This window comes from Geodermatophilus sp. SYSU D00696 (genome assembly GCF_054050235.1).
On record NZ_JBJGYY010000018.1, the window covers coordinates 61,952 to 87,518 of the forward strand.

The 25,567-nt window shown below is 77.3% G+C and carries 20 protein-coding genes; 16 read left to right on the forward strand and 4 right to left on the reverse strand.

The window, feature by feature from the left end; all coding sequences use genetic code 11:
• Positions 1 to 135: 135 nt before the first annotated feature.
• From ACI79O_RS13310 to ACI79O_RS13320, 3 genes are all read left to right on the forward strand, one after another.
• The gene (locus tag ACI79O_RS13310; RefSeq protein ID WP_456914376.1) at positions 136 to 1,482 is read left to right on the forward strand and encodes an IniB N-terminal domain-containing protein; all 1,347 of its coding nucleotides are present in this window, start codon (positions 136 to 138) and stop codon (positions 1,480 to 1,482) included.
• 108 nt (positions 1,483 to 1,590) lie between these two features.
• Positions 1,591 to 3,375, forward strand: a complete 1,785-nt coding sequence (locus ACI79O_RS13315; protein ID WP_456914377.1) for a dynamin family protein — start codon at positions 1,591 to 1,593, stop codon at positions 3,373 to 3,375.
• Positions 3,372 to 4,997, forward strand: a complete 1,626-nt coding sequence (locus ACI79O_RS13320; protein ID WP_456886457.1) for a dynamin family protein — start codon at positions 3,372 to 3,374, stop codon at positions 4,995 to 4,997. The genes ACI79O_RS13315 and ACI79O_RS13320 overlap by 4 nt, the downstream gene beginning before the upstream one ends.
• Before the next feature lie 470 nt (positions 4,998 to 5,467).
• On the opposite strand, the gene ACI79O_RS13325 is transcribed toward ACI79O_RS13320, so the two are convergent.
• Positions 5,468 to 6,262: an enoyl-CoA hydratase/isomerase family protein gene (locus ACI79O_RS13325; protein ID WP_456886455.1), complete on the reverse strand. Its 795-nt coding sequence runs from the start codon at positions 6,260 to 6,262 to the stop codon at positions 5,468 to 5,470.
• Between the two features lie 301 nt (positions 6,263 to 6,563).
• Between ACI79O_RS13325 and ACI79O_RS13330 the strand changes: the two genes are divergently transcribed.
• Complete coding sequence (locus tag ACI79O_RS13330) at positions 6,564 to 8,309, forward strand: serine/threonine-protein kinase (RefSeq protein WP_456914378.1); 1,746 nt, start codon at positions 6,564 to 6,566, stop codon at positions 8,307 to 8,309.
• A gap of 14 nt (positions 8,310 to 8,323) precedes the next feature.
• Positions 8,324 to 9,967 (forward strand): serine/threonine protein kinase, encoded by a 1,644-nt coding sequence (locus ACI79O_RS13335; protein ID WP_456886452.1) that lies wholly within the window; start codon positions 8,324 to 8,326, stop codon positions 9,965 to 9,967.
• 13 nt (positions 9,968 to 9,980) lie between these two features.
• Here ACI79O_RS13335 and ACI79O_RS13340 read toward each other — a convergent pair whose 3' ends face one another.
• Positions 9,981 to 10,739: a hypothetical protein gene (locus ACI79O_RS13340; RefSeq protein ID WP_456914379.1), complete on the reverse strand. Its 759-nt coding sequence runs from the start codon at positions 10,737 to 10,739 to the stop codon at positions 9,981 to 9,983.
• Between the two features lie 298 nt (positions 10,740 to 11,037).
• Between ACI79O_RS13340 and ACI79O_RS13345 the strand changes: the two genes are divergently transcribed.
• The 7 genes from ACI79O_RS13345 (at position 11,038) to ACI79O_RS13375 (ending at position 19,545) form a co-directional block, all read left to right on the forward strand.
• Complete coding sequence (locus ACI79O_RS13345; protein ID WP_456914380.1) at positions 11,038 to 12,321, forward strand: competence/damage-inducible protein A; 1,284 nt, start codon at positions 11,038 to 11,040, stop codon at positions 12,319 to 12,321.
• A complete protein-coding gene (locus tag ACI79O_RS13350) occupies positions 12,318 to 12,665 on the forward strand; it encodes a hypothetical protein (RefSeq protein WP_456914381.1) in 348 nt (115 codons plus the stop codon). Before ACI79O_RS13345 ends, ACI79O_RS13350 begins: the two co-directional genes overlap by 4 nt.
• Positions 12,662 to 13,057 (forward strand): SRPBCC family protein, encoded by a 396-nt coding sequence (locus ACI79O_RS13355; protein ID WP_456914382.1) that lies wholly within the window; start codon positions 12,662 to 12,664, stop codon positions 13,055 to 13,057. Before ACI79O_RS13350 ends, ACI79O_RS13355 begins: the two co-directional genes overlap by 4 nt.
• Positions 13,058 to 13,182: 125 nt before the next feature.
• Complete coding sequence (locus ACI79O_RS13360; RefSeq protein ID WP_456914383.1) at positions 13,183 to 16,182, forward strand: acyl-CoA dehydrogenase family protein; 3,000 nt, start codon at positions 13,183 to 13,185, stop codon at positions 16,180 to 16,182.
• 143 nt (positions 16,183 to 16,325) lie between these two features.
• Positions 16,326 to 18,428 carry a putative bifunctional diguanylate cyclase/phosphodiesterase gene (locus ACI79O_RS13365; RefSeq protein WP_456914384.1) on the forward strand — a complete coding sequence of 701 codons (2,103 nt, stop codon included), beginning with the start codon at positions 16,326 to 16,328 and terminating at the stop codon, positions 18,426 to 18,428.
• Between the two features lie 126 nt (positions 18,429 to 18,554).
• Positions 18,555 to 19,259 carry an NYN domain-containing protein gene (locus ACI79O_RS13370; RefSeq protein ID WP_456886438.1) on the forward strand — a complete coding sequence of 235 codons (705 nt, stop codon included), beginning with the start codon at positions 18,555 to 18,557 and terminating at the stop codon, positions 19,257 to 19,259.
• Between the two features lie 49 nt (positions 19,260 to 19,308).
• Entirely contained in the window at positions 19,309 to 19,545 is a 237-nt protein-coding gene (locus tag ACI79O_RS13375; protein ID WP_456876746.1) for a hypothetical protein, read from the forward strand.
• A gap of 4 nt (positions 19,546 to 19,549) precedes the next feature.
• Here ACI79O_RS13375 and ACI79O_RS13380 read toward each other — a convergent pair whose 3' ends face one another.
• On the reverse strand, positions 19,550 to 20,047 hold the full coding sequence (locus tag ACI79O_RS13380) for an ATP-binding protein (protein WP_456886785.1): 498 nt from the start codon (positions 20,045 to 20,047) through the stop codon (positions 19,550 to 19,552).
• A 150-nt stretch (positions 20,048 to 20,197) separates the two neighbouring features.
• On the opposite strand from ACI79O_RS13380, the gene ACI79O_RS13385 reads away from it, so the two are divergent.
• The gene (locus ACI79O_RS13385; RefSeq protein WP_456886436.1) at positions 20,198 to 20,887 is read left to right on the forward strand and encodes a GAF and ANTAR domain-containing protein; all 690 of its coding nucleotides are present in this window, start codon (positions 20,198 to 20,200) and stop codon (positions 20,885 to 20,887) included.
• A gap of 9 nt (positions 20,888 to 20,896) precedes the next feature.
• On the opposite strand, the gene ACI79O_RS13390 is transcribed toward ACI79O_RS13385, so the two are convergent.
• Entirely contained in the window at positions 20,897 to 21,850 is a 954-nt protein-coding gene (locus ACI79O_RS13390; RefSeq protein ID WP_456914385.1) for a nucleoside hydrolase, read from the reverse strand.
• Between the two features lie 39 nt (positions 21,851 to 21,889).
• On the opposite strand from ACI79O_RS13390, the gene ACI79O_RS13395 reads away from it, so the two are divergent.
• The 3 genes from ACI79O_RS13395 (at position 21,890) to ACI79O_RS13405 (ending at position 25,531) form a co-directional block, all read left to right on the forward strand.
• Positions 21,890 to 22,762, forward strand: coding sequence for an ATP-grasp domain-containing protein (locus tag ACI79O_RS13395; RefSeq protein ID WP_456886432.1), 873 nt, complete (start codon positions 21,890 to 21,892; stop codon positions 22,760 to 22,762).
• A 309-nt stretch (positions 22,763 to 23,071) separates the two neighbouring features.
• The gene (locus ACI79O_RS13400) at positions 23,072 to 23,956 is read left to right on the forward strand and encodes a hypothetical protein (protein ID WP_456886430.1); all 885 of its coding nucleotides are present in this window, start codon (positions 23,072 to 23,074) and stop codon (positions 23,954 to 23,956) included.
• 687 nt (positions 23,957 to 24,643) lie between these two features.
• Entirely contained in the window at positions 24,644 to 25,531 is an 888-nt protein-coding gene (locus tag ACI79O_RS13405; protein ID WP_456886428.1) for a trypsin-like serine protease, read from the forward strand.
• Positions 25,532 to 25,567: the final 36 nt, after the last annotated feature.

The following is a 25,567-nucleotide window of genomic DNA, read 5'->3' on the forward strand; positions in this document are numbered from 1 at the left end:
GGGAGTCAGCGAGCACCCCCAAGGGCGCGAGGGAGGGAGGGGGCGGTCCCCCGATGCCCGGGCCGCCCCGCCGCGGATGGACTGCGCCTCGCCAGCCGGCCGACGACGGGCGGCCCACACTGCGGAGGACTCCCCATGACAGACCTCGCCAGCTCGCTGATCGACTTCATCCTCAAGCTGCTGGGCGACCCCGAGGCCGCCGAGGCCTACGCCGCCGACCCCGAGGGCACTCTGGCCGAGGCCGGGCTCGACGCCACGCCGGCCGAGGTCGACGACCTCGTGCCGATGGTGGCCAGCTACGCGCCGGTCAGCTGGGCCGGAGGTGGGCACGGCGGCGGGCACTCCGGCGGCCACGGCGGCGGGTACGACCGTGACCACGACGGCGACCACGGCGGCGACCACGGCGGCGGGCACGGCTGGCACGGCGGGCGCGACGACGACGACCACGGCGGCTGGTCCGGCGGCAGGGACCGGTGCGACGACGACGACGAGGGCGTGAGCCCGGCCCCCGCCCCGCCGGCCGGCGACGACGACTGCGACGACGACCACTCCGGTGGCGGGCACGGCGGCGGCCACGGCGGCGGTCACGGTGGCGGTCCCGGTGGCGGTGGGCACGCCCCGGCGCCCGCCGAGCCGGTGGTGATCACCCACCTGCAGACGATCAACTACAGCTACACCGACGTGGACGTCGAGATCGACGCCTCGCACAGCATCTGGGTCAGCGGCGACGCGCAGGCCATCTTCGGCGACGACAACGTCGTCGTGGGTGGCGACGGCGTGGCCGCCGGCGACGACGTCAAGGGCGTCGTGGTCGACAACAGCGAGGACAACTCGGTCGACGTGGACGTCGACGTCGTCAACTCCGGCAACGTGCAGGAGGGCGACGGCAACGTCGTCGGCAACGGCAACACCACCGACAACTCGTCGACGGTCACCGACTCCTACAACCAGGACAACGACGGCGTCGACGACTCGTTCAACGGCTCGTTCAACGGCAACCAGGACAACTCCGGCCAGGACAACTCGACCACCGACAACTCCGTGAACGACTCGTTCAACGGCAACGACCTGTCCGACGACGACGGGGTCGACGTCGACGTGCAGGACTCGTTCAACGGCAACGACCTGTCGGACAACTCGGTCGACAACTCCGGCCAGGACAACTCGGTCGACAACTCCGTCAACGACTCCCTCAACGGCAACGACCTGTCCCAGGACAACGACGGGATCGACGACTCGCTGAACGACAACGACCTGTCCGACGACGACGGCGTCGACGTGGACGACTCCCTCAACGACAACGACCTGTCCGACGACGACGGCGTCGACGTGGACGACTCCCTGAACAACAACGACCTCTCCGACGACGACGGGATCGACGACTCCCTCAACGGCAACGACCTGTCCGACGACGACCTGCTCGACGTGGACGACTCGCTGAACGGCAACGACGTGCTCAACACCGTGGAGAACGCGCACTGACCCATCCGGCCGGCCCCGGCCCCGGTGTCCCTCGCGGACGCCGGGGCCGGGCGCTGTCCGGCCGGGGGAGCCCGGGGTGGTAGGACGGGGGAGGACCAGGAGGTGGGCGTGGTCACACCCGAACAGCTCGTCGAGCGGGCGCTGGTGCTCGCCCAGGCGTGCGAGCGCCCGGAGCTGCACCGCCGGCTGACGCTGGCCGCCGAGCGCTCACGCACTCCGGGCGTGCGCGTGCTCGTGGTCGGCGAGCCCAAGCAGGGCAAGAGCTCGCTGGTCAACGCACTGGTCGGCGTGCCGGTGTGCCCGGTGGCCGACGACGTCGTCACCGCCGTCCCCACGGTGGTCCGGGCCGGCGCCGAGCCGCGGGCGACCCTCGTGCGCGGGGACGGCACCGAGCGGGAGACGGTGCCCGTCGAGACGGTCGCCGCGGCGGTCACCGGCGCGGGCGCCCGCGGCCTGGTGCGGGCCGAGGTGGAGCTCCCGCGCCGGCTGCTCGAGGGCGGGCTCGAGCTGGTCGACACCGCCGGCGTGGGGGGCGTCGGGATCGCACACTCGCTGGCCACCCTGGACCTGCTGCCCACCGCCGACGCCGTCGTCTTCGTCTCCGACGCCAGCCAGGAGTTCACCGCGCCGGAGATGGCCCTGCTCGACCAGGCCGCCGCGCTGTGCCCGGTCGTCGTCTGCGTGCTCACCAAGACCGACGTCTGCCCCGACTGGCGCGTCGTCGAGGAGATCGACCGGCGCCACCTGGCCGACCGCGGGCTCGACGCGCCGCTGTTCGCCATGTCCTCGGCGCTGGCGCTGCTGGCGGTGCAGCACCGCGACCGGGAGCTGCACGCGGAGTCGGGGATCGCCGCGCTGGTCGACCACCTGCGCCGGGAGGTCGTCGACCGGGCCGGGACACTGGCCCGCCGGTCGCTGCTGCACGACCTCTCCGCCGTCACCGAGCAGCTGTCCCTGGCGGTGCGCAGCGAGCTGGCCGTCCTCGAGGACCCCGCCGGCCGTGAGGAGCTGCTGCGGGAGCTGGAGGAGGCGCGGGCGGCGGCCGACGAGCAGCGGCGCCGCTCGTCGCGCTGGCAGCAGGTGCTCGCCGACGGTGTCACCGACCTCATGGCCGACATCGACCACGACCTGCGTGACCGCTCGCGGGTGGTGGTCCGGGAGGCCGAGGAGGTCATCGCCGCCCGCGACCCCGGCCCGGCCTGGCCGGAGATCGCCGCGTGGCTCGACGAGCGGGTCGCGGCCGCGGTGGCCGACAGCTACGTCTGGGCCGAGCAGCGGTCGCAGTGGCTGGCCGAGCGGGTGGTCGAGCAGTTCGAGCGCGACGGCGGCGGCGTGGTCCCCGCGCTGTCGGTGGGGGCCGCCGGCGAGGCGCTCGACCACCTCGTCGACGTGCCCGTCATCGACGACGGCGCCATGACGCTGCGCGAGCGCACCCTGGTCGGGCTGCGCGGGTCCTACACCGGCGTGCTGATGACCGGCCTGGTCACCAGCCTCGCGGGCATGGCCATCATCAACCCGCTGTCGCTGGCCGCCGGCGTGCTCATGGGCCGCAAGGCCTACACCGACGACCAGAAGCAGCGCCGCCAGCGCCGCGAGAGCGAGGCCCGGACGGTGGTGCGACGGCACCTCGACGAGGTGGTCTTCCAGGTCGGCAAGCACCTCAAGGACCGGCTGCGCGCGGTGCAGCGCAAGCTGCGCGACCTCATCACCGACACCGCCGACGAGGTGTCCCGGTCGCTGTCCGACGCGGTCGCGGCCGCGCAGCGCTCGGTGCAGGCCGCCACTGCCGACCGCGACGCCCGCACCCGGGTCCTGCGCCAGCGGCGCGACCAGCTCGACCGGCTCGCCGCCGACGTCGCCCGGCTCGGCCGTGCGCCGGTGGCCGTGCCGTGACGGACGCGCCGGCCGCCACCGACGCCGTCCGGGCCCTGCTCGACGACGCCGTCGCGGCCTTCGGCGGGCAGCCGGAGGTCGCCGCGCGGCTGGCCGAGGCGCGGCGGCGGCTCGACGAGCCGCTGCGCCTGGCGCTGGTCGGCCGGGTCAAGTCGGGCAAGTCCACCCTGCTCAACGCCCTGGTCGGCGCCCGCGTCGCGCCCACCGACGCCGGCGAGTGCACCCGGGTGGTGACCCTCTACCGGTACGGCGCCACCCCGCGCGTCGTGCTGCACGGCACCGACGGCGGCTCCCGGCACCTGCCGGTGCGCCGGGCCGGTGGCGGGCTGCGGCTGGAGCTCGGCGGCACCCCGCCGGAGGAGGTCGCGTCGCTGGAGGTCGACTGGCCCTCGGCCGACCTGCTCCCCGCCACCGTCGTCGACACCCCCGGCACCGCCTCGCTGTCGACGGGCACCAGCGCGCGCACCCACGCCTTCCTGGCGGCCGACGACGGCCTCTCGGGCGCCGACGCGATCGTCTTCCTGACCCGGCAGCCGCAGCCGGAGGACCTCGCCGTCCTCGCGGCCTTCCAGGAGGCCACCGGCGGGCGCACCGCCACGATCACCGTGCTGTCCCGGGCCGACGAGGTGGGGGCGGGGCGGCTGGACGCGCTGGAGGCGGCCGCCTCGGTGGCCCGGCGGATGTCCACCGACCCGGCCGTGCAGGCGGTCAGCTCCGCGGTGGTGCCGGTGACCGGGCTGCTGGCGCTGGCCGGCCGCACCCTCCGGCAGGGCGACTTCACCGTGCTGCGCTCGCTGGCCGGCGTCGAGCCCGGCCGGGTCGTCAGCATGCTGCTCACGGCCGACCGGTTCGTCCGCGCGGAGGTGCCCGGTGCGCCGTCGCGGGAGGTGCGGGAGGGGCTGCTCGACCGGCTGGGGCTCTACGGGACCCGGCTGGCGGTGACGCTGGTGCGCGCCGGCGTTCCCGACGCGCCGGCGCTCGCCGAGGAGCTGCTGCGCCGCAGCGGCCTGGTGGAGCTGCAGCGGCTCATCCGGGTGCAGGTCACCGAGCGGGGCGCGCTGGTGCGCGCCGGGACCGCGCTGCGGCTGCTCGGCGCCGTGCTCGCCGAGCACCCGGGAGTCGGCTCGACCCGGCTCGGCGCGGAGCTCGAGCGGATCCGGCTGTCCCTGCCCGACCTCGACGAGCTCGAGCTGCTGGCCCGCTCCCGGGGGCCCGCCGCGGTGCTCCCCGCCGGTGCGGAGGCCGAGGGGCGCCGGCTGCTCGGCGGGGAGGGCACCGGCCCCGCCGCCCGGCTCGGCCTGCCCGCGGACACCCCTCCCGCGGCCCTGCGCGCGGCGGCCCACGGCGCGCTCGGGCGCTGGCGCGCGGCCGCGGCCGACCCGCTGGCCGACCGGGCGACGGCCGACGCCGCCGACGTCGTCGTCCGCTCGTGCGAGGCGCTGCTCGCCGCGCTGGACGGGTGGTCAGCGGGCGCGTCGGTACCAGGCGCGGGCGGAGCGGAGGAACAGCGGGACGACCGCGACGAGGAACAGGCCGGCCGCGGCGACCAGGGCGACCCGGTCGAGGTCGGCGTCGCCGGCCGCCACGCTCTGCGTGACGTCGAGGACGAGCAGGGTCGGTAGCAGGGTCGCCAGCAGCGCCCACCGCGCCCACGACCGGCGCCGCAGCACCAGCGCCAGCCAGAGCAGCGAGAGCAGCACCAGCAGCCCGACCGCGCCGACCAGGGTGAGGACCAGGGCCTGCACGCCGTCGGCGACGAGCTCGGGGGAGGCCGTGGGGTCCTCGGCGGTCGCGGTGGCCGTCAGCCGCGCGTCGAGCGCCGCGCGGTCGAGCAGCATCGCCACGACCCCGACGGCGGCCGCGAGGCAGCCGGCCCACCACAGCGCCGCCGCCACGGAGACGGCCCGGGGCCGCTGGGGCTCCCGCGGGGCGAGGGGGAGGGCCACGGAGCTCGCGGTCGCGGGCCGCGGCGGCGGCTCCCGGCCGGCCGCCCGGCCCGGCGCCGGCCGGGCGGGCAGCGGCCGCTCCCCCGGGTCCGCGGGCGTCCCGCCGTCCCCCGGTGTGCCGGCCCGCGCCATCGGCCCGCGCTCCGTCACCGGCCGGTGAAGCGCGGCGGCCGCTTGGCCAGGAACGCCTCGACCGCCTCGGCGTGGTCGGCGGTCTGCCCCAGCCGGGTCTGCAGCCGCGCCTCGAGCGCCAGCGAGTCCTCCAGCCGGTCGGTGGCCGCGCTGGCCAGCACCGTCTTCACCGCCCGGTAGGCCGCCGTCGGGCCGGCCGCGAGCCGCTCGGCGAGGGCCCGCGCCTCGCCGGCCACCTGCTCGGCCGGGACCACGCGGTGCACCAGGCCCCACTGCAGCGCGGACTCCGCGGGGAACGGGTCGGGCAGCAGCAGCAGCTCGGTGGCCCGGCCCAGGCCCACGCTGTGCACCAGCCGGGCGGCCAGCCCGGAGTCGCTGGACAGCCCGATGCCGGTGAACGCGGTGGTGAACTTCGCACCGGCCGCGGCCACCCGCAGGTCGCCGGCCATCGCGATCCCCAGTCCCGCCCCGGCACAGGCCCCGTTGACGCCGACGACGACGGGCACCCGCAGCGCCGCCAGCGCCAGCAGCAGCGGGTTGTACTCCTCCTCGACCACCGACAGCGAGGTCGACGCGTCCCCCCGCAGCGCCTCGACGTGCTCACCGAGGTCCTGGCCGACGCAGAACGCCCGGCCCGTGCCGGTCAGCAGCACCGCGCGCACCGACTCGTCGGCGGCGATCGCCTGCACCACCTCGAGCAGCTCCCGGCGCATCGCGCGGCCGAGTCCCGGTCGCTGGAGGGTGACCGTCGCGACGCCGCCGGCGTCCTCGCGGGTCACCGTGGTCGGGGTCACCGTCGTCTCGGACATGCGGCCACCCTGCCACGCGCCCGCGGCACCGCGGCCCCGGGTGACCGGCGCGACACCCGGTCCGGGAGGCCGGCGGGCGGCGGCGGCGTTGACCCGGAGGACCGGCGATCCCCGCCGCACCGGAGGTCGTTCACCCGCTGGTCGGCGGGTCGATACGGAGCCGTGACGCACGGGACTCCCCGGACGGGTGAGGCGGCTGTAAACATGTGTGGTCGCGGACGGCCCGGGCACTCCGGCGGGGGGTGCGGCGTCCCGGGTGGACGGCGTCGGCAGCAGGGCCGACAGGGATGGGAGAGCTCCCGTGGTGGAACCGGGTCGCCGGATGGTCGGTGACCGCTACGAGCTCGTCCAGCTCATCGCGTCCGGCGGGATGGGCCAGGTGTGGCGCGCCACCGACCTGCTGCTGCACCGGCCGGTCGCGGTCAAGGTGCTGCGCAGCGAGTACACCGGCGACCCGACCTTCCTCGCCCGCTTCCGCGCCGAGGCCCAGCACGCCGCGGCGCTGAGCCACCCGAACATCGCCGCCGTGTACGACTACGGCGAGGCCGAGGCGGGCGACACCGGCGAGCAGCTGGCCTACCTCGTCATGGAGCTGGTCGAGGGCCAGCCGCTGTCGGCGCTGCTGCGGCAGGAGGGCCGGCTCGACACCGCCACCACGCTGTCGGTGCTCAGCCAGACCGCCGCCGCCCTCGCCGAGGCGCACCGGGCGGGCCTGGTCCACCGCGACGTCAAGCCGGGCAACATCCTGGTCCGGCCCGACGGCAGCGTGAAGATCACCGACTTCGGCATCGCCTGGTCGGCCGGCAGCGTGCCGCTGACCCGCACCGGCCAGGTCATCGGCACGCCGCAGTACCTCTCGCCCGAGCAGGCCGAGGGGCACCTGGCCACCCCCGCCAGCGACGTCTACGCCCTCGGCCTCGTCGGCTACGAGTGCCTCACCGGGCACCCCGCCTTCGACGGGGACAACGCGGTCACCATCGCGCTCAAGCAGCTGCGGTCCGACCCCGAGCCGTTGCCCGACGACCTGCCCGGCGGCGTCCGCACGCTCATCCGCCGCGCCCTGTCCAAGGACCCGGCGGCGCGGATGCCTGACGGCGCGGCGTTCGTCGCCGCCGTCGAGGACGCCCGCGCCGGCCGGCTGCCCGAGTTCGAGCCCCCGGCCCCCGCCGCGGCCCCCGCGGACGGCGGCCCCGCGGTCCCCGGGCCGCCCGCACCCGACGCGGGCCCGGCCACCCAGGCGCTGCCCGGCCCGTCGGCCGGCCGGCCGCACCGCAGCCCCCCGCCCCGGCCGCGGCGGCGGACCGCCGCCGTCCTGGTGCCGCTGCTGGCCCTCCTCGTCGGCGCCGGCGTGGCCGCGGCCGTCCTGTCCGCGGTGACCGACCCCCGTCCGCAGGCCGTCGCCGCCGCGCAGACCCAGGAGGACGAGGAGGGCGTGCTCGTCCTCGAGAGCGACCACCTCGGCCGGCCGGTCGACGACGTCGCCACGCAGCTGTCCGCGCTGGGCCTCGCCGTCGAGCGCCGCGAGCAGGTCACGGACCGCGCGGTCCCGGGCCGCGTCCTCGCGGTCTCGCCCAGCGGCGTCGTGCTCCGCCCCGGCGACGACGTCGTCGTCACCTTCGCCGTGGCGCCGCCGGCCGACGACGGCGGGTGGTGGAACGGGGACGGCGACCGGGGACAGTGGTCGCCGGTGAGCGGCGCCGCCGCGCCCGGTCAGGTCACCCAGCCCACCGCGGAGCCGACCGGCTCCACCGGGACGACGCCGGCCCCGGCGCCGGACCCGGCCCCGGCGCCGGACCCGGCGGCCGCGCCCACCACCGCGGGCGGGACGACGGCGCCCGACGCCACCGACACGGCGACGCCCACGACGTCGGCATCCACCCGGCCGACCCGGCCGACGGCCCCGACGACCCCGGCGACGACCCGGTCGGCGACGCCGACCGGGACACCCACGCCGACCTCGCCGTCGGCCCCCGTGACTTCCGAGTCGCCGCAGTCCTCCACGGCGAGCGGCACCGCCTCGCCTGGGGCAGGATCGCCGCAGGCCTGATCGAGGGAGTGGCGGTGACCGGGAGCTCGACGCGGCGGGTGCTCGGAGGCCGCTACGCGCTCGACGCCCTCATCGCCACCGGCGGCATGGGGCAGGTCTGGCGGGGACGCGACACGCTGCTCGACCGCCCGGTCGCGGTGAAGCTGCTGCGCGCGGAGTACAGCGGCGACGACACCGTGCGCAGCCGCTTCCGCACCGAGGCGCAGCTGGCCGGGCGGCTCACGCACCGCAACATCGCCGCGCTGTTCGACTACGGCGAGCAGGTCGACGAGGACGGCCTGGTCTGCGCCCACCTGGTGATGGAGCTCGTCGACGGGGAGCCGCTGTCGGCCCTGCTCGCCCGGGAGGCGCCGCTGCCGCCCGACCGGGTGCTGGACCTGGTGGGGCAGACCGCGGCCGGCCTCGCCGCGGCCCACGCCGCCGGGGTCGTGCACCGCGACGTCAAGCCGGGGAACCTGCTCGTCGGCCGCGACGGCGTCGTCCGGATCACCGACTTCGGCATCGCCTGGTCGGCCGGGAGCATGCCGCTCACGCGCACCGGCCAGGTGGTCGGCACCGCGCACTACCTGTCGCCCGAGCAGGCCGCCGGCGGCAAGGCCGGCCCGGCCAGCGACGTCTACGCGCTCGGCATGGTGGCGTGGGAGTGCCTGACCGGGCGGCGCGCCTTCGACGGCGAGAACCCGGTCCAGATCGCGCTGCGGCAGATCCGCGAGGAGCCCGAGCCGCTGCCCGCCGTCGTCCCGGCGCCGGTGCGCGAGCTGGTGGCCCGGATGCTGGTCAAGGACCCGGCCGGCCGTCCCGCCGACGGCGCGGCGCTGCTCGAGGTCGTGGACGCGGTGCGCACCGGGAGCCCGCTGCCGCCCGCGCCGGCGCCCGTGACCGCGCCGCTGCCGCTCGGCGCGCCGCGCCTCGCCGGCTCACCACCGCGCCGGCCGCGCGCCGCCCGGGCGCTCACCGCGGTCGGCACGCTCGCCGCGGGCGCCGTCCTGGGCGTCGGCGTCCTGCAGCTGGTCGGGACCGGGTCGAGCACCCCGCCGGCCGCCGTGGCCGACGCGGCCCCCACGGGCCTGGAGCTCCGCCGGGACGACGCCGTGGGGCGCCTCGCCGACGAGGTCGAGGACGAGCTGGTGGCCGCCGGCCTGCGGGTGACCCGCATGACCGAGGAGAACGGCACCGCGGTGCCGGGGACCGTGCTCGCGGTGACACCGGTGGGGTTGCTGGCACCCGGCGACCCGGTCACGCTGACCGTCGCGGTCGCGCCGCCCCCGCCGCCGTCCGCCCCGCCGGAGACCCAGGAGCCCCAGCCGGCACCGGTGGAGGAGGCGCCCTGGTCGCGGGGCTGGCAGACGGGAGGCGGGTTCTCCACCGGCGGATCCGGCCCGGGTCCGGTCACCGCCGAGCCGGCCACCCCGGCCCCGGTCGCTCCCCAGCCCGTCGCGCCGGCTCCCGTCGCGCCGGTCGCGCCCGGCGCTCCGGAGCCCGCCGTCCCCGAGCCGGAGGAACCCGAGGCCCCCGAGGACTCCGACGGCCCGGACGAGCCGGAGGAGCCCGAGGACCCCGACGACGGGGAGGGCCCCGGTCAGGGCAACGGCAACGGCAACGGCGGGGGCAACGGCAACGGGAACGGCGGGGGGGAGGGCCGGGGGCGCGACGACTGACCCGCCGCCGTCCTCAGCTGCCGCGGCGGGACGGCGCCAGCCAGACGGCCACGCCGATCGCCCCGAGCGCCGCGGTCAGCAGGAACCCGCGGTCGGAGTCGACCCGGGGCAGGGCGATGAGCACCCAGAACACCGCCAGACCGGCCAGGCCGCCGAGGGCCAGCCGGTCGCCGACGGCCGGGCGCAGCCGCCCGCCCGGGAGCAGGCTCGCGGCGAGGCCGACGACGGCGACCAGCGCGGCGAGCGTCGCGAACGCCGACCACAGCGGCAGGTCCGACCAGAGGACCTGACCGCCCAGCCGCAGCGCCAGCCCGAGCTCGAGCAGCACGAGGCCCAGCACGCCGAGGCCGGTCGTGAGGAGCACCGCCCGGTCGCGCGGCGTCCGCGGGGCGCGGGGGGCGCGCGTGGCGCGGCGGCGGGACGGCGTCCCCGCCTCGGGGGCGCCGGCCGGCGGTGCGGCCGCGCCCGGCTGGGCCGCCGGCGGGGGCGGCGGTGCGCCGAAGAAGGAGTCCAGCGGACCGGTGGGCTGCGGGCCGTCGACCGCGGTCCCCGCGGGCGGGGCGACGGCGGTCGCCGGCTCGACGACGGCGGGCTGCGGAGCGGTGGTCGGGTAGGCGGGCGGCGGCAGGGGAGCCGCGGCAGGGGTCGTGTGCTCGTGGGCCGCGCCGACGGCGGTCGCCCCGTGCACGGCCGGGTCGGCGGGGGCCGATCCGGCCGGCGGGATGGCGATCTCCTGCGTGCGCGGGCCGGCCGGCGGCGTCGAGGCGGTCACGGTCGTTCCTCCAGGCGGTCGGCGGTGGACCGGGTCGGGCCCTCCCCTGCACGCTAACCGGGGCGGTCCGCGGGGCCGCGGAGGTGGGTCGGCGGGTCCGGCCGTCGGGGCCCTCGGTCTCCGCCCTCGCCGTCCGACCGCGCCGCGCCCTGGCGACCCGAGTGAGCACTCGCGGTCGACGACACGCGCCAACACGCCTCGTCGGGCGGCGACAACCGCTCACTCGGCAGCGGATCAACGGGTCCGGCTGCCAGCTCGCGAGCGGCGGGGAGCACGGGGGTCCTTCTAGGGTCGGGCGGTGGTCACCCGCGCGGGCATCGTCGTCACCGGCACCGAGGTCCTGACCGGACGGGTCGCCGACCGCAACGGGCCCTGGCTGGCCGAGGAGCTGCGGCAGGCCGGCGTCGACGTCGGCGCCGTCCTCGTGGTCGGCGACCGGCCCGACGACATGCGCGGGGCGCTGGGGTACCTCGCCTCGGCCGGCGTCGACCTGGTCATCACGACCGGCGGGCTCGGACCCACCGCCGACGACCTGACCGCCGCCCTCGTCGGCGAGGTGCAGGGCCGCCGGCTCGCCGTCGACCCCGACCTCGAGCAGCGGGTCGCCGCGATCGTGGAGCGGCTGATGGCCCGCCGTGGCTGGCGGGCCGACCCCGAGGCGACGGCGGCCGGCGTCCGCAAGCAGGCGATGGTCCCGGCGGGCGCCACCGTGCTCGAGCCGGTGGGCACCGCCCCCGGCCTCGTCGTCCCGCCGGCGGACGGGCGCACCGGGCCGGTCGTCGTCGTGCTGCCCGGGCCCCCGTCGGAGCTGCAGGGCATGTGGCCGGCGGCGCTGGCCGCCGCACCAGTGCGGGCGGCGCTGGCCGGGGCCACCGAGGTGCGGCAGGAGACCGTGCGGCTGTGGGGCACGCTCGAGGCCCAGCTCGCCGCCACGCTGCGCGAGCACGAGGCCGAGCTCGACGGGCTGGAGATCACCACCTGCCTGCGCGAGGGCGAGCTGGAGATCGTCACCCGCTTCCCGCCCGAGGCACAGCCGGCCTACGACCGGCTGGCCGCGGTGCTGGCCGAGGACTACGCGGCCACGCTCTTCTCCACCGGCCCGACGTTGGACGACCTGGTCGCGGACGCGCTGCTCGGCCAGGGGCTCACCATCGCCACCGCCGAGTCGTGCACCGGCGGCCTGCTGGTGGCCCGGCTGATCGAGCGGGCGGGGTCGTCGGCGTGGGTGCTCGGCGGGATCACCTCCTACGCCAACTCGGCGAAGGAGCAGCTCGTCGGCGTGCCGGGGGAGATGCTCGCCGAGTTCGGCGCGGTGAGCCCGCAGGTGGCGCAGGCACTGGCGGAGGGCGCGCGGGCACGCTTCGGTGCCGACGTCGGCGTGGGCATCACCGGCATCGCCGGTCCCGGCGGCGGGACACCGGAGAAGCCCGTGGGCACCGTGCACCTGAGCGTCATCGGGCCGTCAGGGGCCCAGGCGAGGTCGGTGCGGCTGCCCGGGTCGCGGACGGCGGTGCGCGAGCGGGCGGTGGTCCTGGCGCTGCACCTGCTGCGGCAGCTGCTCATCGGCGGTCCGCCGGCGTGAGGGTGCTCAGGGCGCCCGCCCGTCCGCTGACGGAGTTGGGCAGCGCCGGCGCGTCGCTGGTGCGGGCCGCGCTCGTCGGGCGGCTGCAGGACGGGTTCGCCGTCGACGTCGTCCGCCTGGCACGCGGCGGCACGGTCGGCCGCCACCCGACCCGGCTCTGGCAGCTCTTCCTCGCCGTCGAGGGCAGCGGCTGGGTGTCGGGGGCGGACGGCGCCCGGCGCCCGCTGGCGGCCGGTGAGGCGGCGGTGTGGGAGCCGGGGGAGGAGCACGCGTCCGGGACCGCCGACGGCCTGCTCGCCGTCGTCGTGCAGTGCCGGGTCCCGCTGGTCGAGGAGGCGCCGTGACCGCCCTGACCCTGCACGCCACCGGGCCGGAGCCGCCGGCCGAGGTGTGGGAGCGCTACGCGCAGCCCGCGCGGTGGCCGGCCTGGGCGCCGCAGATCACCGGCGTGCAGGTGCCGGTCCCGCGGCTGGCCGCCGGGGTGACGGGGCGGGTGCGGGGGCCCGCCGGGGTGAGCCTGCCGTTCGCCGTCGAGTCGGTGGACGAGGCCGCGCGACGGTGGGCGTGGACGGTGAGGGCCGGCCCGGTGCGGCTGCACCTCCTGCACTGGGTGTCCGACGGTCCCGACGGCGGCAGCACCACCGGCCTGCGGATCACCGGGCCGCTGCCCGTCGTGGTCGGTTACGCGCCGCTGGCGCAGGTGGCGATCAGCCGCCTGGTCCGGCCGCTCGACTGACCGTTCCCGGTCGCGTCAAGTGCCGACGGAGATCTGTGGACAAGCCGCTGACCTGCAAATTCGGCTCGCCACGGGCTCATCCGTGCGGTAGTCTTCGAACACGCGATCGAGTCGTGGGGGGTGTCGTGGACGAGCTGCGGACAGCGCTGGACGTACTCGCCGACGACGACCTGACCGCCATGTTCGGCCCGCAACTCAACGAGCGGCTGCGGGCCCTGCTGGTCGCGCAGAACCGGCTGGCCGCCGAGCTGGCCCGCACCGTGCGCCAGGCCGAGCTGGCCGGCGCCGCGGAGTTCGACGGGCACAAGACGGTCCAGTCGTGGCTGCGCGGACACGGGCACCTGGCCTCGGCGGAGGCATCCAAGCTGGTGCACACCGGCCGCGCGCTGGAGCACCTGCCTGCCGTCGCCGCCGGGTTCGCCGCCGGCACCACCACCGCCGGGCAGGCCGCCGAGATCGCGCAGGTGGCCACGCCGGCCAACCTGGCCCGCGCCGCCGCGCAGGACGTCGACCTGGCCGAGATCGACGCCGCGCTCGCCGTCGCCGCCGGTCTGCAGACCCACAGCGAGCTGGCCGGCACGGTGGCCGGCTACCTGGCCCGCCTCGACCCGGACGGGCTCGAGCCCGATCCGACCGAGGGTCGGTCGCTGACGGTGGTCAAGCACGCCGATGGCAGCGTGAGCTTCCGCGGCCACCTGGATGCCGTGGGTGGGGAGAAGGTGCAGACCGCCCTGGAGGCGCACGTGCAGGCCGACCGGCCCGCCGGCGACCAGCGCACCCGTGCCCAGCGGCAGGGTGACGCGCTGGTGCAGCTGGCTGACAACGCCCTCGCGGCGGGCACCCTCCCGGTGCTGCGCACCGTCAAGCCGCGCGTGGCCGTCCGGGTGGACCTCGACGACCTGGCCGACCCGGCCACCGGGCCCGGCGCCGCCGCCATGGGCTTCGGGGCCACCATCTCCGCCGCCCGGGCGCGGTGGCTGGCCTGCGACGGGGCGATCTCCCGGGTGGTGTTCGGGCCCGACGGGGTGCCGCTCGACCTGGGCCGCAGCCGGCGACTGGTCAGCCGGCAGCTGCGCCGCGCGGTCGAGCTGCGCGACGGGGGCTGTGTGTTCGCCGGCTGTGACGCCCCGAGTCACGGGCCGACGTGCACCACCTGGTGCACTGGATCGACGGCGGCGAGACCTCACTCGACAATTCGGCGCTGTTGTGCGAGCGGCACCACACCAAGGTCCACCACGGGTTCCGCGTCGAACGGCAACCGGACGGGCGATGGCGCACGTACCGGCCGGACGGATCGGAGATCACCGCCTGCCTCGGCCCTCCGATGCCCACCGCCGCCTGAACCCGGCCGCCGACCACGGACACCCGCCGACCCGCCGTTCCACGTGGAACGGCGGGTCGGCCTGCGTACCCGGACGACGACGCCGGCGCGGGGTGTGGACCGGGCCGGCGCGGGGGGTCGTACGGTGCCCGCCGTGAGCGCGACGCACGAGGTCACCAACCAGGTCCCGCCGCTGGCCGGGTTCGACCCGATCGCCGGGGACGCGGTGCTCGCCGAGGCCTGCCTCCGGCACGCGGACCAGGCCACGCTCGCGTCGCTGGCCGACCTGGGCCGGCTGGCGGGCAGCGAGCAGGCGCGCGAGTGGGGCCGGCTGGCCGACGAGAACCGCCCCGTCCTGCGCACCCACGACCGCTACGGGCACCGGATCGACGAGGTCGAGTTCCACCCGGCCTGGCACGAGCTCATGCGGACCGCGTTCGCCTACGGCCTGGCCGGCACCGCCTGGGCCGCGGCCGACGCCGGCGACCGGCACGCGCACGTCCGCCGCGCCGTCGGCTACCTCGCCTGGACCCAGGTCGAGGCCGGTCACGGCTGCCCCGTGACGATGACCTACGCCGCCGTCCCCGCGCTGCGCGCCGCCCCGGACCTGGCGGCCCGCTACGGACCGGGCCTCACCGGCACCGGCTACGCCCCCGGCCTGACCGACCCCGCTGCCAAGCCCGGCCTCGTGGCCGGCATGGGCATGACGGAGAAGCAGGGCGGCTCCGACGTCCGCACCAACACCACCCGTGCCGCGCCGGCCGCCGACGGGACGTACGCGCTCACCGGCCACAAGTGGTTCACCAGCGCCCCGATGAGCGACCTCTTCCTCGTGCTCGCCCAGCTGCCGGAGGGGCTGTCCTGCTTCCTCGTCCCCCGGGTGCTCCCCGACGGCAGCCGCAACGTCTTCCGCCTCCAGCGGCTCAAGGACAAGCTCGGCGACCGCGCCAACGCCTCCAGCGAGGTCGAGTTCGACGGCACCACCGGCTGGCTGGTCGGCGACCCCGGCCGCGGGGTCCCGACGATCATCGAGATGGTCAACGCCACCCGGCTCGACTGCGTCATCGGCTCCGCGGCCACCGTCCGCGCGGCGCTGACCCAGGCGCTGCACCACGCCCGCCACCGCCGCGCGTTCGGCGCCCCGCTCGCCGACCAGCCGCTCATGCAGAACGTCCTCGCCGATCTCGCCGTCGAGAGCGAGGCCGCGACGGCGCTGGCGATCCGGCTGGCCGCCGCGGTCGACGCCGGCGAGACGGCGTTCCTCCGGCTGGCGGGCGCCGCGGCCAAGTTCCTCGTGTGCAAGCGGACCCCCGCCGTCGTCGGTGAGGCCATGGAGGTCCTCGGCGGCAACGGCTACGTCGAGGAGTCCGGCCTGCCGCGGCTCTACCGGCAGGCGCCGCTCAACAGCATCTGGGAGGGCTCGGGCAACGTCATCGCCCTCGACGTGCTGCGCGCCCTGAGCCGCTCCGCCGAGTCGCTGGCCGCGGTCACCGCCGAGCTCGAGCTCGCCCGCGGCGCCGACCCGCGCTTCGACGACGCCGTCAAGCGGCTCTCCGCCGAGCTCGGGGACCCCGACGCGCTGCCGCTGCACGCCCGCCGCGTCGCCGGGCTGCTGGCCCTGTGCCTGCAGGCCTCCCTGCTGCTCCGGTACAGCCCGCCGGAGGTCGCCGACGCCTTCTGCGCCACGCGCCTGGGCGGCGACTGGGGCACCGTGCTGGGCACTCTCCCCGCCGGCGTCCCGGTGGCCCGCCTGGTCGCGCGGTCGGCCGTCCCGGCGGCACGAGGGAACGGACCGGGCGTCTGAGCACGGGTCCTGCCCGACCCCTCCCGGCTCCACTACTCTCGGACAGGCGTCGCGCACGGACCGACTTCCCATCCCGTCCCGGTCCGTTCCCGGAGGCGGCCCGCTGGGCGGGACCCGGGGTGCGGCAGGGGGAGAGAGAGCGCGTGCAGCGATACGACCATGCAGGCACGGTCCTACCACCGGACCTGCTGGCCGGCGTCCCGGACGCCGTGTGCCGACTCGACTCCGACTGGCGCTTCACCTGGGTCAACGCCGCCCTCGCGGAGCTCCTCCAGCGCCCGCCGGCGCGGCTGCTCGGCCGCCCGGTCCGCGACTGCGTCCCCGACGTGCTCGGCTCCCGGTTGCAGTCCCACGTGCACGCCGCCGTCGCCGACGGCCGCCCGTGCGCCTTCGAGTACCTGTACGAGCCGCACGACCGGTGGTTCGAGGTCCGCGTCTCCCCCGACGCGGACGGCGGGGTCGTGGTCTTCCTCCGCGACATCGACACCCGGCACCGCCAGCAGACCGCACAGGCGCGCCGGCTGGAGGACCTGGCCGGGGTGCTCGACGCGCTGCCCTCGCCCACGGTCCTGCTCGACGGCGACGGCCGGATCCGCACGGTCAACCGGGTCTGGGCGGGCAACGCCGACCGGATCCGCCAGGGCGGCTGGGAGCCGGCCGACGTCGGGGACGACTACGTGACGCGGATCCGGCAGGGGCTGGCGCCGGAGGACGCCGACCGGATCGACGCCGGCCTGCGCCGGCTCCGCACCGGGCCCGACGGCGTCGTCCCCCGCACGTTCACCCACGACTACGCGCACGAACTCGGCGGCGCCACGACCTGGTGGCGGCTGCAGGCCGCGCGGGTGGACGACGCCGGACAGGTCGTCATCACCCACACCGACATCAGCGAGCGCGCCCGCCACGAGCAGCAGCTGGCCTGGCAGGCCTCCCACGACGACCTCACCGGCCTGCCCAACCGCGCCCGCGTCCTCGAGCTCATCGGCGAGGCGCTGGCCGACGAGTCGTCGCGGACCACCCTGCTGTTCCTCGACCTCGACGGCTTCAAGACCGTCAACGACTCGCTGGGCCACGAGGTCGGCGACGAGCTGCTGCGCCAGGTGGGCGCCCGGCTGGCCGGCCAGGTCCGCCCCGGCGACGCCGTCGGCCGGCTCGGCGGCGACCAGTTCGTCGTCCTCGCCCGCTCCTGCGACACCCCGGAGGCGGCCGCCCTCGCCTTCCGGCTGCAGCGCTCCTTCACCCGGCCGTTCACCGCCGCCGGGCTCACCGTGCCGGTGTCGGCGAGCATCGGGGTCGCCGTCGCCCAGCGCGGCACGCGGCACGCCCATCAGCTGCTCAGCGACGCCGACGCCGCCGGGTACGCGGCCAAGGCCGCCGGCCGCGACCGGGTCCGGCTGTTCTCCCCGGACCTGCGCGACGCCGCCCGCTGGCGGATGGACGTCGCCACCCGGCTCCGCGACGGCGCCATGGACCAGTTCGTCGTCCACTACCAGCCCGTCGTGCGGCTCGACACCGGCGAGGTGGAGGGGGTCGAGGCGCTGCTGCGCTGGCGGCACCCCGAGCGTGGCCTGCTCGGCCCCGACGCCTTCCTCTCCGTCGCCGAGGAGACCGGGCAGCTCATCCCGATCACCCGCTGGCTGCTGCGGGAGACCACCCGGCAGGCCGCCGAGTGGGCGCGGCAGGGCCTGGCGCTGCGCATGGCGGTCAACATCAGCGCCCGGCACTTCTCCGCCGAGACGCTCGTGCGCGACGTCCGCACCGCGCTCAAGGACTCCGGCCTGGACCCCGAGCAGCTGATGCTCGAGCTGACCGAGACCTGTGTCGCCGAGGACCCGACCCGCGCGGAGGACCAGCTCGCCGTGCTGCGGCAGTTCGGCGTCCGGGTGGCGATCGACGACTTCGGCACCGGCTGGTCCTCGCTGGCCCAGCTCATGGCCCTGCCCATCGGCACGCTGAAGATCGACCGGTCGCTCATCGCCGCGGCCGAGCGCCTGGCCGCCGGGGGCACCGGCGCGGTGCTCGGCGCGATCGTCGAGCTGGCGCACACCCTGGGCATCCGCTCGGTCGCCGAGGGCGTGGAGACCGCCGAGCACCTGCGGATGGTCCGCGAGGCGGGGTGCGACTCCGCCCAGGGCTACCTGCTCGCCCACCCGATGGCGGCCGTCGAGGTCGAGCGCTGGGCGCAGCGGGTCCGCGCCGGCGGCGGTGACTCCTGCGCGATGGCCCTCGCCGGCCAGCTCGGCTGAGCGCCGCCGCGGTGGACCGGTGACGGGACGGGCGGGGTGAGCGGACCGGTGCGCCGCCGCGCCGTCCGCCGGGCCACCTCACCGGCCGGGCCGCCGGTCCGGGAGCCGGCCGGGCAGACTGCCCCCGTGACCGACACGATCGTGGCCGACGAGCCGGCCGGGGCGGCAGCCGCGCTGCCCGACGAGGCGGAGGGCCGGGGACGGCCGGCGCTGGACCTGCTCATCTGGGACGCGCCGAACATCGACATGACCCTGTCCACGGTCATCGGTGCCCGCCCCACCGCCGCCTCCCGCCCGCGCTTCGACGCGATCGCCGCCTGGTTCGTCGACGGCGCTGGCGACCCGGCCGCCCCGGACGCGCCCGAGGTCGAGGCCTGCGTCTTCGCCAACATCCCGCCCGTCGTCGGGTCGCTGCAGCGCTGGGTGGAGGCGCTGCGCGGCTTCGGCTACGCCGTGTTCGCCCGGCCGAAGTCCCAGCCCGACGACGACATCGACCAGGCGATGCTCGACCACATCGACGTCCGCCGGCACGGCTACCGGCTGCGCCGCCTGGTCGTCTTCTCCGGCGACGGCCGCAACTTCGCCGAGCCGCTCGAAGAGCTCGCGCGCGCCGGCACGCAGGTCGTCGTCGTCGCCTTCAGCGAGGTCGCCGGCTACGCGATCGGCTCGGACCTGCTCGAGTTCATCGACATCGAGGACGTTCCCGGCGCCTTCGCCGCCCCCCTCGACCGGGTCCGCCTCGACGCCCTCCCGCCCGACGGGGCGTGGCTGCGGCCCACCCGGAGCCTGCGCGACTTCGTCTCCTCCTGGACCGCCCGCCGCAACGGCTGACCCCCGGGACGGCGGTGTCCGCGGGCTGCCGCCGGGGAAGGAAGGGCTCATGGCGGTCTGCGAGGTCTGCGGCAACGACTACGACATGAGCTTCGAGGTGGTGGCGCAGGGCGCCCGGCACACCTTCGACAGCTTCGAGTGCGCCATCCACCGCATGGCCCCGATCTGCGAGCACTGCGGGGTGAAGGTGATCGGCCACGGCGTCGTCGTCGAGGGCCAGTTCTACTGCTGCGCGCACTGCGCCCGCGCCGAGCACGAGGGCGCCGCGGTGGCCGACTCGGCCTGAGGGGTCAGTCGCGCGGGAACTGCGGGCTGCGCGGCTCGGGGACCCGGTCGCCGATGCCCTCGAGCGGGGCCAGCCCGGAGGGCAGCCGCGACCAGACGTGCTTGCGGCCCGGCCGACGCTCCCAGCCGTAGTCGACCGACAGCTGCGCCACCAGGTGCAGCCCCATCCCGCCCAGGGAGGGGTCGCGGTCGACGGCCGGCACCGGCGGGCGGTCGGGCGCCTCGTCGCTGAGGTCGAGCAGCCAGCCGGAGGGGCTGGCCACCACCAGGGCGCGGACGTCGCCGCCGCCGTGGCGCAGCGCGTTGGAGGCCAGTTCCTCGAACACCAGCAGCAGGCCGTCGCGGGCGTCCTCGGTCGACGACGAGCTGACCGACGGGTGGGCGATGCGGGCCCGCAGGTCGGCCCGCACGCGGGACACCACGTGCATGGCCTCCAGCTGCCAGTGCCAGACGTCGCCTGCGACCGAGGGCACCGGTACCAGCGGCCACGCCTCCTGGCCCATCGTCACCCCTCGAGTCCTGTTCCGTGGCGCCCTCACCGGCGTCCATCCTGGCCGAAACCGTCGTGGGCTGCACCGGCGGCCCCCGGTTCAGGAACCGATCCGGGCGTCTTCCCTGCCCCAGGTGGCGCCGTGCCCCGGCAGGATGGGCCCGTGGAGGACCTCTGGCGTGCGCTGAGCCGGCTGCAGCTGGTCGACCGGGAGCTGTCGCACGTCCTCGGGGAGGTGACCCGGCTGGCGGCCGAGCACGTGCCCGGTGCCGAGGCGACGTCGATCACGCTGGTCCGGGGGGACACCCCGACGACCGCGGCACACCACGGCGACGTGGCGCTGGCCGCCGACGAGATGCAGTACGAGCGCGGCTACGGGCCCTGCCTGGACGCCGGCCGGGGCGGGGTCCAGCTGCGGATCGACGACATGCGCACCGAGACCCGCTGGCCCGACTACACGCCGCGGGTGGTGGAGGTCGGCGTCCTCAGCTCGCTGTCGACGCCGCTGCCCTACCAGGGGACCGCGATCGGCGCGCTGAACATCTACTCCACGCGGCCCGGCGCCTTCTCCACCGAGGCCTCGGCCGAGGCGGCTCGCGAGGTGGCCGAGGCCGTGGCGGTCGCCGTCGCGAACGCCGACGCGCACGCCGAGCTCGGTGACCGGGCCCGCAACATGGAGCTGGCGATGCAGTCGCGCGCGGTGATCGAGCAGGCGAAGGGCGTGCTCATGGCGCAGCGGGGGGTGGACGCCGACGGCGCCTTCGACATCCTGCGGGCCGCCTCGCAGCGCTACAACCGCAAGCTCCGCGACATCGCCGCGGGCATCGTCGCCTCGACCCGGCCCCCCGACTGACCCCTGCGCTCAGCCGGCCCGGGCGGCCAGGTCGGCCAGCCGGCCGACGAGGAACTCCACGGCGGCGGGGCTGTCGACGGTCTCGGCGACGTCGACCGCGGTGGGGCAGTCCGACACCGAGCGGCGGTCGACCAGCGTCTGCCCGCGACCGGCGCCCCGGGTGGTGTCCACGACGACGTCGCGGCGGACGGTGCCCAGCGTGCCGGGGACGATCGCCTCGGTGAGGGCCAGGGCGTCGTGGACGACGACGCCGGCCGTGCCGTACGAGCTGCGGGCGTTGTCCAGGTACTGCTGCAGGATCGCCGCCGCCGCCGCGCCCACCGGCCCGGCCGCGGCGAACCGCGCGATGCCGTCCTCGCCCAGCACCGTGGGCACGGTGACGTCGAGCCCGACGAGGACGGTGGGCACCGTCGAGCCGAGCACGCGCGCGGCGGCCTCGGGATCGGCCCACACGTTGAACTCGGCGGCGGCGGTCACGTTGCCGCCCCGGGCGGCCGAGCCCCCCATGAGGACCAGCCGGTCGATCCGCGCCGCGGCCTCCGGGTAGGTGGCCAGCAGCAGCGCGATGTTGGTCCACGGCCCGATCGCCGCGACGGTCACCGGCTCCTGGCTGCCCAGGAGCAGCTCGGCGAGCGCGACGACGGCCGGCCGCGGGTCGACGGCGGCCGGCGACGGCGGCAGCTGCACCCCGCCGAGACCGGCCGTCCCGTGCACGTGCCCGGCCCGCTCCGGCTGCGGGTAGACCAGCGACTCGGCCGCGCCGGCGGCGACCGGGACGTCGGACCGGCCGGCCAGGTGCAGCACGCGCAGCGCGTTGTCGGTGGTCTGCGCCAGCTCGACGTTGCCGTGCGTCGTCGTCACCAGGCGCAGGTCCACCTCGGGGCTGGCGAGGGCCAGCAGGATCGCGATGGCGTCGTCGATGCCGGGATCGGTGTCGATCACCAGGGGGCGGGGGGCAGCCACCCGGACATCCCAGCAGACCCCGTCGGGCAGGATCGAGCCGTGCCCGACGTGCTCCTCGCCAGCTGTGCCGCCGCCGCGGGCCGGGACGAGGACGAGCCGCTGCTGCTCGCCGCCCTGGCCGCCGCGGGGCTGTCCGCCGCTCCCGCCGACTGGGCCGACGGCGGCGTCGACTGGGGCGCCGCGGCCGCCGTCGTCGTCCGGTCGACCTGGGACTACGCGCCGCGGCGCGCGGAGTTCCTCGCCTGGGCGCGCCGGGTGGAGGCCGCCACGCTGCTGGCCAACCCGGCCGACGTCCTGGCCTGGAACACCGACAAGCGCTACCTGCGCGAGCTGGCCGCCGCCGGGGTGCCCGTGGTCCCCACGGCGTGGGTCGAGGCGCCGGGGGACGCCGCGGCCGCGCTGGAGCGCTGGCCCGGCGACGTGGTGGTCAAGCCGGTCGTCTCGGCCGGCGCGCGGGACACCGTCCGCTTCGCACCGGCCGACCGGGACGGCGCGGGGGCCCTCGCCGCGCGGATCCTGGCCGGCGGCCGGGCGGTGATGGTGCAGCCCTACCTCGACCGGCTCGACGCCGAGGGGGAGACCGGCCTGGTCTACGTCGACGGCGCCCACAGCCACGCGTTCGGCAAGGGAGCGCTGCTCGCTGGCGAGGCGCTGGGCGAGGGCCTGTACGCCGAGGAGGAGATCACCGCCCGCACCGCGACCCCGGCCCAGCGGGCGGTCGGCGACCGGGTGCTGGCCTGGGTGGTGGAGCGGACGGGGCGGACCCCGTTGTACGCGCGCGTGGACCTGGTGCCCGGCGCGGACGGGCCCCAGGTGATCGAGGTGGAGCTCACCGAGCCGAGCCTGTTCCTCACCACCGACGCCGGCGCGGCCGAGCGGTTCGCCGCGGCGATCAGCACCCGGGTCGGCTGACCGGCGTCGCGCTCCCGGCCGTGCGCCGGCCGCGCGACCGGGCCCGACACGCCGGGCGCGCCGGGGCGTGTCCCGGGACGACCGGAGGCCGCGGAGGGCGCTCCCACGCTCGGGAACCGCCGACCTGTCGACAAGTGATCGCCGGCAGCGCGGGGTCACCAACCCGCAGGTCAGAGCCGCACAACGGTTCCGTCACGGGCCCTCCAGGACGTGTCCCGAGCGGCCGTCCGCGGGGCCTGCGCTCCCTACGGTTCTCCCTGTCCGCGGCACCTTCCCCGGCCGCGGACACAGACCCCCGAGGAGGCCGGCATGGCGATCGACCGGGCAGCGGTGCTGTGGTGGGCCCCGCTGCCGCCCGTGTCGCCGGCCGTGTCACCGGCCCCGGCCGTGTCGCGGATCCCGGTCCCGGCTCCGGCCGCGTCACCGGCTCCGGCCCCGGCCGTGCTGCCGGACGACCGGCCGCTGGCCGGCCTCCTCGACCTGCTGGAGCGGGCCGACGTGCCGCCGCGCCGTCGTCGTCCGGCCCGGGCCGCCGTCACGCGGCACCCGGTCGCGCGGCGGGCGCTGCGTCCGCTGCCGACGGCCCGCCCCGTCCCGGCGCCGCGCCCCCGCCCCCGGGTCGCCGAGACGCCCCCGGCGGCGCTCCCGGCGCCCGCACCCGCAGCGGCACGTCCCGCTCCCGGCTCCCGGCTGCGGACCCGGATCCGGGCCACCGTCCGGCGCCTGGCCCTGTGGGGCGCCGGCCCCGACGGCACGTACGCCGCGTGGCCGACCCCACCGGTCGCCGTCCCGCCCGCGGGTCCGGGGCTGGTCCGCCGGCTGGCCCTGTGGGGCGCCGGTCCCGACGGCGCGCACCTGGCCTGGGGTGCCCCGCGGCGCCCGGCCCCCGCCGCCGACGGCCCGGTGGTGCTCACCGAGCTGCCCAGCACCCCGACGACCGGGCCCGCGGCGTCCCGGTCGGCCGGCGCCGCCCGGCCGGTCCCGGCGCCGCGCGCCGCCACCGCGCGGGCCGTGCTCCCGGCCCTGGTCCCGGCCCTGGCCCCGGCGGGCTGGCCCGCCCGGCCGGCACCCGGCCGGCCCCCGGCGCGGGCACCCGACCCGCCGGTGCCGGGCGGCGGCGCGGTGCGCACCCGGGGTGACCCGGCACTGCACCGGGCCCGGGGCTCGCCCCGGCCGCCACCGGATCCCGACTGACCCCTCGCGCCTCCTCCTCCCAGGACGTCGCGCGTCCGCTCCCCTCGTCGACGTGCTCGACGGGCCCGGCCACCCTCTTCCCCCCGCGGGTGGCCGGACCGCCGGCCCGCTCCGCGAGCAGCTCCCCTCCCGGCCCTCGCGGCCGCCCCTGACCTCCCGCGGCACCCGTGCCGCCGGCAGACCCCACCGCACGACGATCCGGCCTCGACCTCCCGCCGGCTGACCCCCTGGGTGCAGCGCGCGGACCCTCCCGGGAGGCCCGGACGCGACGCGGGACGGCGCGCCGGCGGTCTCCCCCGCGGACGAGGACCCAGGCCCTGCCGGTGCCCGGCGCAGGACGACCCGCCCCGTCGTCCTCCGGGTCTCTGACCGGCACGACCTGGCCAGGACGGCGCCCGTGGACCGGTGCGGCCCCGCCGGCCGCCCGGGGAGACGCCCGCCGGACCGGGACGCGGTCACCGGCCCGGCGCCGCGACGGGGAGGACCGCCGGACGCCGTCCCGGGAGCCCGGGGAGCGACGGCCTCGACGGGCGCTCCCGGAGCGCCGGACCGGCAGCCCGCCGGCCGGCTCCCCGGGGGCGCCCGTCCGGCGTCCCGGGACCGCCGGGTTGCGCATCCGGCCCGTACACGGTTCGTTGCCCTCCGTGGGGCTGCCGTCCGGCGGCCCCGACGACCGAGAGGACGAGGATGCACGCACGCACCAAGGCGGTGCTCGCCGGGGCCGCGGCCCTGCTCACCGCCGGCCTGGTGGCACCGGCGCCGGCCGGCGCGGTCACTGGGGGCATCGAGGACACCGGCAACACCTACGCCAACGTGGGGATGCTGGCCTTCTACAGCGACGGCGGCCGGTACCGCTGCTCCGGGACCCTGGTCAGCCCGACCGTGGTCCTCACCGCCGCGCACTGCACGGACGGGACCGACGGCAAGACCCTGGTGACCTTCGACTGGGAGGTCGCCCGCACCCAGCCCGCGCCGGGCCAGCCCTCGGCGCTGCCGGTGGCCGCCGACCCCGCGGCCGGGTACACCGGCTCGGAGGAGACCGACGGCTCCGACTGGTACTCGGGCACGGCCTGGACCCACCCCGAGTACTCGGACTTCACCGACACCGACAACTGGAACGACGTGGGCGTGGTCGTCCTCGACGAGGCGGTCACCGGGATCACGCCGGCGCAGCTCGCCGCGCCGAACGAGCTCGACCAGTACGCCCAGCCGCGGCTGAACTCGACGACCTTCCGCGCCGTCGGCTACGGCACCGAGGTCCGGCAGGCCGACTCCGGGCCGCAGAAGCCGACCCCGATGAGCTACCCGATCGTGCGCCGCTACACCGACGTCGTCGGGCAGAAGCTGACCCCGCAGATCCTGCAGGTCAACGGCAACGAGCACGACAACCGCGGGGGCGGCGGCACCTGCTTCGGCGACTCCGGGGGCCCGGCCTTCGGCCCGTCGGGCAACGTCGTCACGGTGACCAGCTACGGCTACACCGCCAACTGCCGCTACATCGACGGTCTGCAGCGCGTCGACATCCCCGTCGTGCAGGACTGGCTCGCCGAGTTCGACGTGTACCCGGCCGCCTGAGCCCGTCGCCGGAGCCCCGGCCCGCCGGCCGCGGAC

Excerpts from the sequence above, each read along its gene's own strand:
- ACI79O_RS13400 (WP_456886430.1), top strand. The coding sequence starts at position 23,072 with ATGGCGATCGACCGGGCAGCGGTGCTGTGGTGGGCCCCGCTGCCGCCC.
- ACI79O_RS13405 (WP_456886428.1), top strand. The coding sequence starts at position 24,644 with ATGCACGCACGCACCAAGGCGGTGCTCGCCGGGGCCGCGGCCCTGCTC.
- ACI79O_RS13325 (WP_456886455.1), bottom strand. The coding sequence starts at position 6,262 with ATGTCCGAGACGACGGTGACCCCGACCACGGTGACCCGCGAGGACGCC.
- ACI79O_RS13380 (WP_456886785.1), bottom strand. The coding sequence starts at position 20,047 with ATGGGCCAGGAGGCGTGGCCGCTGGTACCGGTGCCCTCGGTCGCAGGC.
- ACI79O_RS13375 (WP_456876746.1), top strand. The coding sequence starts at position 19,309 with ATGGCGGTCTGCGAGGTCTGCGGCAACGACTACGACATGAGCTTCGAG.
- ACI79O_RS13310 (WP_456914376.1), top strand. The coding sequence starts at position 136 with ATGACAGACCTCGCCAGCTCGCTGATCGACTTCATCCTCAAGCTGCTG.